We start from the raw sequence: 9786 nt of genomic DNA on the forward strand, positions 1-9786 counted from the left end.
GAAAAACATTACTATAAATGTGGTAATTTTAGTAACGGATGTAGCTAGATCAACCTAAAATAGCCATCACCAAATGAATGTTTCTCTTAGATCAAGAGGACAATGATGAAAGCCAATATAAATTGTGACTAAATCCAGACTTTCGTTCTCTATGATCTCTGAGTATTTGGTGTTGTAATCTGCTAGCGGGATATAATCAGCACCAATAGAAATTTGGCCTCTATCTACCATTTCCTGCAACGAATACCCAGGTTCTTTGCCGTCTGCGTAATAGCGGTTACCCTTTATTTTGACCTTCTCTTCTAAGTAGTCGAGGTATCTGCCGGAAGAACCGATTTCTAAATAGCCATTGTAAGTGCCACCTAGTCCCAGTAACTTTAAACTTTGCTTCGCCATTTCTTCCTTTTGCTTAAAAAGGGAAGGTAATCCATAATTAATTACTGAAAAGAGAGGGCTGATAGTATCCAATTTAGACTGAGCATCTAAATAGATTTCTTTGTCATTGGAATTATTGTTGGTCGATTCTGAAATCAAATCGTGTAGTTTGTCTTCAGGAAATAAGTTAAAAATGTTCTTTAAGAACTTAAAAAAATCGCCTTTTAGTTGATGGTTTGAGTAGATGTGCTTGAAATTGCTCCATTTGTCTGAAAAGGAGCCCATCAGATTTGACGAAAACAATAGTGTATTGGCACCTAACAGGCCAATGGATATTAAAAATTTCTTTCTATTCATAATGTATAAGTACTGCCAACAAAATGGCTAAACAACGATCAGTAGGTGTATTAACCGATGAATAGGGTGTCTCTAGTGTTAGCTTGCGTTTATGTTTAATTCTCTTTTTTTTGAAACTAGGATTGGCTCCACATTCTAATCTCTTTACCATTTTATCAAACAGAGATTTCGAAGTTGATTTGTTCAGGCTGTGCTACCAAAATATTTTGCATCAAATCAGCTATGAATTTTATTAAAAGCTTTGCTATGTTATTCATAGTTTTATTGCTCTAAGCGTTAGTTTAAAAAAGTTATGGCAATTATTGATTGCAACCAAACCAGCTTTTGTTATTAAAAATCCAAAAGCGAATATACACAAAATCATATTCTTTTTAAGTGGCACCTCCTAATTTTTAATTTATAACACATATATAAAACAATCTTGTCTTGTATGAAGTAGCACACTTTTTAATCGTAAGCATTTGAAATCTTCTAATAGAACAGGGAAATACTTATTCCAGAAATAGGTTTAGCCAAGATCATGATAAAGCTGTTTTAAAGTTAAAAAAGTGAGGCTCCAATTTCTATTTTTGAAGAGACATTATCAAATATGATTTCAAAAAGAATGGGAGACCAATACCACGATCATTCAAATAAATGAAAAGCCTAATCTAATTTTCATACTTAGTTTGATGAGCAACAAATTGCTGTTGTTCAATTAGGGATAAATTTTTGGTCTTAATGACTAAAATAAGTTCTAATTAATAGTGTTTTTTTAATTACCATTCCATTATGCTTTGAGCAGAAAGAGGAAAGGCAGATGGGCTGTTGCTCAAAGTCCTATTCTTATTATAACCATTACGTTTAGAACGCCTTGAGAAGATAGGGTATATTGGGATGATTGACGTCTACAAAAAGTTGACTGAACGGTAATTGATTTTCGACTTTACGCTTTTATAATAAAGTCAACTGATTGCAGGTTTAAATATTTTACTTGGAATAACCTCCATAGTAATTCATGTACTGAGGATTAATAGGGACAAGCATCTGTTTGGTTTTATCAGATACAGTCGCGTAAACTGTGACAACATCAAGTTCCATTGATTCAAAAAAAGCATCCCTCGAACTTATATTTGCCATAACATGCTCTGTCAGTGCATTCTCATCTGCGTATAGCTCGAGTAGGTACAAAGTCTTACCATCTTTACTTCTTGACCAAAAATGAGAATTTGTCCCAGATTCATTATATGTGTCCTGTGCTAATTTTTCTATAGCCACTTTAGCCTTCTCTTCATCTTTAAAGCGAGCATTAGTAGCAACTATAATTCTCTTTCTTTCAAATTCTTTAATTCCAGGTTCTTGGTCTTTAGGGGCAATCTTTGAATATCCTCCATAGTATTGGCTATATCGTGGGCTAAGAGGGGCAAACATCAATTTAATGCTAGTGGATACATTTCCATAAACTGAAACATCAGTCACTTTAATAGATTTAAAGAAGGAAATTCTCGCAGATGTAAATCTCTTTATCGCTTCTACAAGTGCCTTTTTGTTGTCATATTGTTCAAGCACAAATAATGATTTACCATCTTCGCTCCTGAACCAAAAATGAGAATTAACACCCTCTGCCGCGTGCGCATCGTTAACTATTGTTTCCATGGCTACTCTGCACTTCTCCTCATTTTTAAAGGTCGCGTTCATTGTAACAAAAATTCTATCGGTTTCCATAGTCTTTCTTATTTATGTTAAAGTTAAGAAGTTCTATTAGCGATATATTCATACTGATATAGGAATCACGTATACTTCTTAGTTAATTCTTCTAATTACTTCCAATGGTGATTATAAGAATGGTAGCCAACCACATGGTACTTTACTCTCAAATTATAAGAAAGTAGACGTGGGCTACAACTCTTAAATTTACTATTATATCGGCTATTATTATACATTGTGTGTGCCCAAAATGGGTGCGATCTATATTAATCTAAATATAGTTCAATCTTCTAGAGGGTGCAAGTCCCTTATGTGCGGAGTACGATTAAGAAGCAAAGCATATGAGGCATAAGTAGTAGGATGAGTAAGAACATCATAACGAAGTCCGAACGGAAACGCAAAAACTTAATGCATTTAGGAATATCTTATGATCAGGCTTACGCTTGGAGTAGAACCAGGAAAGGAGGTTGAGCTGTTGCTCAAAGCCCTATTCTAATTACTACCATCACCTTAGAGAGATAGAGAAGAGAGGATATATTTCTATTTCCGAGATCTACAAAAGGTTTACTGAACGGTAATCAACCGCCGAATACCTTCATGAGAAGAGATTCGAAATGAGGGAGCATAGCTCGGAATATGTACTGTAGTGTGATAGGCTCTCCCCGCCATTTATTGGCAGGGCAGTTTACTCGATTACAGCTTTTTTCACTTTCTTAACTTAAGTCAATCACTTGTTTGTTAAAAAGGGTATTTCTTTGACAAACAACAAATGCAGTATAAAAATATGAATCAATGCAGAACTTTAATCGTAATAACGGTAACTTTTCTTCTTACGTTATCAGTTTTTTCTCAAACTAAAACTGATTGGAAAGTTCAAACTTCAAAAGATGGGAATTTTTTGGTAAAGAGTAAGGTATATTCTGTTAAAAGCGAATTAGGTAAGAAGAAATTTCTTGAGTACGAAGCGATGACCCAATTCGAGGTTGATTTTGAAAGATGTGTGCATATCCTAAAAAACGTAGGAAATCATAAATTAATAATCAATGAGAAAAATAGTAGATTACTCGATTCTATTTCAGAAAATAAATCACTGATCTACTATTTTTTTGAGCCCACTTGGCCATTTAAAAATTCGGATTGTGTAGCCTTTATGATTTCTAGTATAAATTATGAAAATGAGAAAGCTACATTCCAAATAGAAGCAAGTCCTTCGTCTTACAAATCGTTAGGGGTAAATCGTCTGACTGACTATAGCATGACTTTCACGATTAAAAAGCTTATTAGTGGTAAAGTCGAGATAAATACAACGGCAAAAATTTCACCTACTGTGAATGTCCCCAACTTTATGTTAAAAGCATTTTTTCCTAAAGGCCCTATAGATATACTAAAACGCATAAATCAACTGAGTAAAAATGATTGAAATAGTAAAAAATAATTCCTTAAAGAGGAGTGCTCGAATTGCAGGTATTTTTTACCTACTTGTTATTCTATTTGGTAGTTCATCTGAATACATCCGTTCCATTGTAATTGTTGAAGGAAACGTAAGTCAAACGGTTGCTAACATCCTTAGTTCAGAACTTTTGTTCCGAATAGGCGTTTTGAGTGATTTTGTTATGATTGTTTGCTACATCTTATTGGCAGTAGTACTTCATTCCATTTTCACAAAATATAATCGAACATTGTCATTATTGTTTTTACTGTTTTCCCTGGCAAGTTCAGTTTTACTTTGCGTGAGTACATTTTACCAATTTTCTGCTATACTACTACTGAAGAACGAATTTCTTGCTTGGAGCCAACTGGATCTGCATACACATGTGATGTTTTCACTAACAAAACATTTATATATGTATCTTACTGCTCAAATATTTTTTGGTTTATGGCTTCTTCCTTTAGGGTATTTGGTTTGGAAATCTAGGAAATTCCCGAGTATCATAGGTATTCTGTTGATTTTATCTTGTCTTGTACATCTAATTGAATTTTTGATCTATTTCCTAGATCCTGCATACAAATCACTTTCGTATCCTGGGTTGATGGTTGCCATGATAGGAGAATTTTCCTTTTGTTTATGGTTGTTGATAAAAGGAGTAAAAGAGGATTAGGATTTAAATGCAGTTCTTTTTCTAATTCTACTCAAAGACTCTGGTGTCATCCCTAAATAACTCGCTAGGTGATACTGAGCTACCCGTTGAATTAGTAATGGGTTTTTATTGAGTAAATCGAAATACCGTTCCTCCGGACTTTGTAGCTTGAAATTCTCAAATGACTCCAAAAGCTCACTATTATTTTGCTCAGTGAGCAACCTTCCAAGTGTTTCAAACTGAGGGAATCTTTCAAAAAAGTCTTGTTCAACTTCTGTTGTTCCGATTGCCAATGTAGTGTCTTCTAAACAAGAAAGGGAATAAAGTGATGGTGATTTTTCCATTACGCTTTTTATGGTATTCAGAGGTTGTTCCTCTGTATAAAAAAAAGTAGTTTTTTCTTCACCTTCTATTGTCCTGTACTGTCTTACAAGACCTTTTAAATTAAAATAACAAACGTCACAAACTTCTCCCTCTCTAATTATTACAGTTCCTTTTTCAAATGTTTTGATAGGTATATATTGGTTCATAGCATCTATTTCTTCTTGACTTAGATCTATAAATTTTGAAATATATTGAACGAGTAAATTTCCCATTTTTATTAGCTATAACGTAATGGCTAAACTACGACCAGTGGACGTGTAGACCGGTGGATGGAGATTAGCTGATATGTGTGCCTAAAATGGGCACGATCTATATTCATCTAAATATAGTTCAATCTTCTAGAGGGTGCAAGTCCCTTATGCGCGGAGTACGATTAAGAAGTGAGGCATATGAGGCATAAGCAGTAGGATGAGTAAGCACATCATTACGAAGTCCGAACGGAAACGCAAAAAATTAATGCGTTTAGGAATATCTTATGATCAGGCGTATGCTTGGAGCAGAACGAGGAAAGGCGGTTGGGCAGTAGCTCAAACGAGGTACGAGTTCATGATCACCGATAAAAAGTCATAAAGTCGTGAATAAAGCCCTATTCTTATTACAACCATCACTTTAGAACGCCTTGAAAAGAGAGGATATATTGCGATGTCGGACATCTACAAAAAGTTAACCGAACGGTAATCAACCGCCGTATACCTTCATGAGAAGAGATTCGAAATGAGGGAGCATAGCTCGGAGTACGTACGGTGGTGTGAGAGGCTCTCCCTGTCATTTATTGACGGGGCAGTCTACTCGATTGTACGCTTTATTTAATTCATATTAATATACTCTTTAGGACTCACTCCAACCTTCTTTTTGAATAGCCTTGAAAAGTATTGAGGGTACTCAAAACCAAGCTTATATGCTGTTTCACTTATTGATGCATGTGGAGCTAAAAGCATGTTCTTAGCTTCCTCAATCAGGTAAAGGTTGATTTGGTCAATAGCGGTCTTACCTGTTTCGGCTTTAATAGTATCACTCATATATCTATGACTAACACCTAATTGACCCGCTATCCATTCTACTGTTGGGATACCATGTTCTTCTATCTGATTAGTATCAAAGTATATGTTTAGTATTGATTTAAACTCAGAGAATAAATCTTGATTTATCTCCTTTCTATTTAAAAATTGTCGTTTGTAGTAACGGTTTGAATACTTCAACAAAGTCTCTAAATGAGAAAGAATAATATCCTTACTAAACTCATCTTGATTGTTTTCATATTCCTCTATTATGTTTCTGAAAACTAATTTGAGTCGCTCTTCTTCCTTAGGCGATAAGTGTAATGCTTCATTTACTTGATAGCCGAAAAAGCTATACTTTTTGATTTTCTCAAACAGAGGATGACCATTCAAATAATCTTTATGAAAAGAGATGTGATATGCCTCCGAGCTATACACAATGTTTTCAAATTTGATATTCTGATTTGGTGAGGTAAATAATAATGTACCATTTGAACAGTCGTATTTTGTCCTACCGTAAGTCAATTCACCTGAGATAATGTTCTTCAAACTTATGGTGTAGAAATCACAAGTTAAACTAATAGGCTCTGCTTGTTCATCACATTCTCCTTCGTTTTCACTTACAGTATGAGTATGAGAAACCGTAAATAATGGATTTTCAGGCTCTTCTAAGCCAAGATAATTGTGAAAATCGCCTATTGTTTTAAATATTAGCTCTTTCATTCTTTAATCAAATATAATCTTTCTAATTACTATTAATAATCCTTCCACCAAGCAGTACTGCTGTTCTCTAAATTATTTAATTCAACCACCTGCCCAATGATAGGAGTTACAAGTTGTAAATCCATATCATTTGTTTTAACTACCAACCTTTCTATTGGGTCTTTCCATGGGTGTCTATTTAAGCTGAAAGAAGCCCAATGTACGGGCAGGACTACTTTCGCTTTCACATCCAAACTTGCTTGTGCAGTTTCTTCAGGGAGCATATGAATAGCAAATTCTGTTAAGCTATCATTGTACTGCCCACACTCCATAAGAGCCAAATCAAATGGACCGTATTTGTCGCCTATATCTTTGAAGTGCTTACCATAACCACTGTCTCCACTAAAATAGATGTTTTCATTTTCTGACTTAATCACCCAAGATGCCCATAAAGTCTTTTTTGAATCAGATAACCCTCTTCCTGAAAAGTGTCTCGCAGGAGTTGCTACAAAAGTCAAACTATCAAATTGAGCTTCCTCCCACCAATCTAACTCAGAGATGTCTTCTTTAGCTATTCCCCATTCTTGTAAATGAGTACCAACTCCCAATGGAGTAAAGTATTTACCTACTTTGTCTTTAATCTTTAGAATCGTTTCATAATCTAAATGGTCGTAATGGTCATGAGAGAGGATAACGGCATCTATTTTGGGTAAATCTTCAATTGCAATAGGGAGTTCTTTAGTAAATCGTTCGCTCCCAAGTAATGGGTGTGGAGCAGGAACATCTGATAGCATAGGGTCTATCAATAATCTTTTTCCCGATATTTCAAGTAAAAATGCTGAATGACCAAACCATATTACTCGTGTTTGCTTAGAAAGAACTTCAATTTCTTCTTCGGGTACAATTTGAACAGGTAATTTTTTTGAAGGTATCAAATTAGACACCTCTCTTGTCATTTCTTTAATTAGCTTAGGTAAATCACTAAAAGAAGGTGTAGTCCGAGTCAGTTCTAAATTAAAAAACTGACCCTCTTTGTAATTTTTTGAGCTATTGAATCGGGTAATATCATTTTCTGAATGAGTTCCACCAAATTGAGGGCTAAGATTCACGAACAAACCGCCTATGACCACGACCAACCCAACAAGAACTGAAAAAGAAATCCCTATGATTTTTAGTAATTTCATCCTTAGATTTTCTCCTCATTAATTAGTTTAAACAGAACAGTATTAAGCAATGGAACAACAACTTCCATAACTAGCCCAATTTCAATAATGGGATGAGAACCATCCACAAAATAGCTCACTAATCTAACCACAAAATAAAGTAGTGATATTATAATCAATGGAAAGAAAAATTCTTTCCTTCCTAGAACAAAAAGAACCTGAAACAAGCCTATTGCCATGAGGGGTGCTCCTATATCACTTTTTATCATGTTAATACCAAGAATTGTATTCGCAATAATTCCATTAGTATTAAGGTTGTTTTCGGGAAGGAACGCCCACTTAAATCCATTGTAAACTAATACTAGTCCCATTAGACCTAATAGCACTTTAAGAATAACTTTTACTACTTTCATAATTCTAAATTTGAGGAACTAATTCTAATGTAGATGCTTCGTGTTTTTTTCTACTGTAGGTGAGTCTCATTAAAGGGTATAAGATATTCAATAGCTTGAAGTATGCTTTATTCACTTTTGGAGTAACAGCTTCTAAATCTTTTGGAACAATGCCTTTAATTGGAACGATTAGGTCTCCAAGCTTCATTGCACCATCAGGGTGTTCTAAAAAAGCATCATACCAACTTCTCTTTCCAAACTTATATTGGCGTACAAAGAACCTACCTTCTGTTTGAACGATAGTGATATCTATAAAACGATGGTCACCACATCTGATTTGATGAACTTTATTTGAATCTACTCTTTTTATAATCTCTTGAATATCCATAGCTGCTATTTTTTAAAGAACTCATCTAATTTAGTTACTACTTGGTTTACATATTTATCTACATCATAAAGGTCTACATGCGTTGCTCCTTTGATAGACACTCTCTTCTTGCTCTTTGAATTAACTTTCCAATGGAAATACCATGATAAAGGTTTACTTCCTGCCTTTGAACCATAAATAGTCATTACAGGAGTTGATAAAAACTTACCGATACGAGCTGCACTATACCTTGACCAATCCATATGAAAAAACTCAGGACCTAAATGAGAGTAGTTTGGGTTTGTTTCCTTTCCTGCTCTTTTCGTCATGTAGTAGTCATAACCTTCTCTTACATCTCTTACCTTGGAATTTTTGGTTTCAGGCTTTTCCATATCTAATGAATCAAAAGGAACAACCTCACCTGTTTCATAATACCTTTGATACGCTTCGTTGGCACTTAGAAATTTTTCATCAATATTTTTTCTTTTACCTCCTGCAACAAATGTCATTACTGTGTGGGCTAATAAAGCACTTACTAAACCTATTTTCTTCAATCGTTTATCTGCAACAGCGGTATAAACCATTGTGTTCCCTCCTGCACATCCACCAAGTCCATATAGCTTTTCTCTGTCAACAAATGACTGCATTCTCAAATAGCTAATCGCATCCTGCAAACCTGAAATTTTATTACCCGTGTGCTCGTAGTTTCTTATTGCACCTTCACTGTCACCAAATCCTTGATGGTCAAAAGCTAAAAACACATATCCTTTCTCAGACATCTTTTCCCCATAAACTGCTCCCATCTGTTCTTTAACCTGATTAAAAGGTCCAGTAAACACTATTGTTGGATACTTTTTATTAGAATCAAATTTCGGTGGCAAAAATAAATCTCCCGCTAACTTGATATCGCCTCCCATTGTTTTACTAATGAAGTAAACTCTATTCTTTCCTGCTGATAAATTTTCCATTGTATGTATGTTTTTGTGACTGTTTAATTAATTATCTGATACAAATATCAGTGATGAACAGGTTGATTCACTTAAACATTTTTGTTGAAGACTTATACATTTTGGGAAAACCGGAAAAATACTAGACGTAATTGCGTACAACGACATGGGTATGGTATCGCAGGCAGATTGCGTCGCAGATGCCTGTGACTATGCCCCTTGTGTGTGCCCAAAATGGGCACGATCTATATTTTTCTAAATATAGTTCAATCTTCTAGAGGGTGCAAGTCCCTTATGCACGGAGTACGATCCCGAAGCATTAGCACGTGACAAGGTG

At 34.9% G+C, this 9786-nt stretch carries 10 protein-coding genes; 2 read left to right on the forward strand and 8 right to left on the reverse strand.

The genetic code is table 11. The features are described from left to right. Positions 1-66 precede the first annotated feature (66 nt). Positions 67-732, reverse strand: coding sequence for a hypothetical protein (locus tag HHU12_RS31735; protein ID WP_169660762.1), 666 nt, complete (start codon positions 730-732; stop codon positions 67-69). 969 nt (positions 733-1701) lie between these two features. Next, entirely contained in the window at positions 1702-2436 is a 735-nt protein-coding gene (locus tag HHU12_RS31740) for a hypothetical protein (protein WP_169660763.1), read from the reverse strand. 751 nt (positions 2437-3187) lie between these two features. Between HHU12_RS31740 and HHU12_RS31745 the strand changes: the two genes are divergently transcribed. Together HHU12_RS31745 and HHU12_RS31750 are read left to right on the forward strand one after the other, a co-directional pair. Then, positions 3188-3838: an SRPBCC family protein gene (locus tag HHU12_RS31745; protein WP_169660764.1), complete on the forward strand. Its 651-nt coding sequence runs from the start codon at positions 3188-3190 to the stop codon at positions 3836-3838. Then, positions 3831-4517 carry a DUF4386 domain-containing protein gene (locus HHU12_RS31750; RefSeq protein WP_169660765.1) on the forward strand — a complete coding sequence of 229 codons (687 nt, stop codon included), beginning with the start codon at positions 3831-3833 and terminating at the stop codon, positions 4515-4517. Before HHU12_RS31745 ends, HHU12_RS31750 begins: the two co-directional genes overlap by 8 nt. Here HHU12_RS31750 and HHU12_RS31755 read toward each other — a convergent pair. From HHU12_RS31755 to HHU12_RS31785, 6 genes are all read right to left on the reverse strand, one after another. Further along, on the reverse strand, positions 4514-5092 hold the full coding sequence (locus HHU12_RS31755; protein ID WP_062621790.1) for a Crp/Fnr family transcriptional regulator: 579 nt from the start codon (positions 5090-5092) through the stop codon (positions 4514-4516). The genes HHU12_RS31750 and HHU12_RS31755 overlap by 4 nt on opposite strands. 594 nt (positions 5093-5686) lie before the next feature. After that, positions 5687-6601 (reverse strand): helix-turn-helix domain-containing protein, encoded by a 915-nt coding sequence (locus HHU12_RS31765; protein ID WP_169660766.1) that lies wholly within the window; start codon positions 6599-6601, stop codon positions 5687-5689. Positions 6602-6633: 32 nt separating this feature from the next. Beyond that, the gene (locus HHU12_RS31770; RefSeq protein ID WP_169660767.1) at positions 6634-7764 is read right to left on the reverse strand and encodes an MBL fold metallo-hydrolase; all 1131 of its coding nucleotides are present in this window, start codon (positions 7762-7764) and stop codon (positions 6634-6636) included. Between the two features lie 2 nt (positions 7765-7766). Beyond that, positions 7767-8156 (reverse strand): hypothetical protein, encoded by a 390-nt coding sequence (locus tag HHU12_RS31775; protein WP_169660768.1) that lies wholly within the window; start codon positions 8154-8156, stop codon positions 7767-7769. A 4-nt stretch (positions 8157-8160) separates the two neighbouring features. Continuing rightward, positions 8161-8523 carry a hypothetical protein gene (locus tag HHU12_RS31780; RefSeq protein ID WP_169660769.1) on the reverse strand — a complete coding sequence of 121 codons (363 nt, stop codon included), beginning with the start codon at positions 8521-8523 and terminating at the stop codon, positions 8161-8163. 5 nt (positions 8524-8528) lie between these two features. Next, on the reverse strand, positions 8529-9470 hold the full coding sequence (locus HHU12_RS31785; protein ID WP_169660770.1) for an alpha/beta hydrolase: 942 nt from the start codon (positions 9468-9470) through the stop codon (positions 8529-8531). Between the last annotated feature and the right edge of the window lie 316 nt (positions 9471-9786).

This window comes from Flammeovirga aprica JL-4 (assembly GCF_012844305.1).
Taxonomy (GTDB): domain Bacteria; phylum Bacteroidota; class Bacteroidia; order Cytophagales; family Flammeovirgaceae; genus Flammeovirga; species Flammeovirga aprica.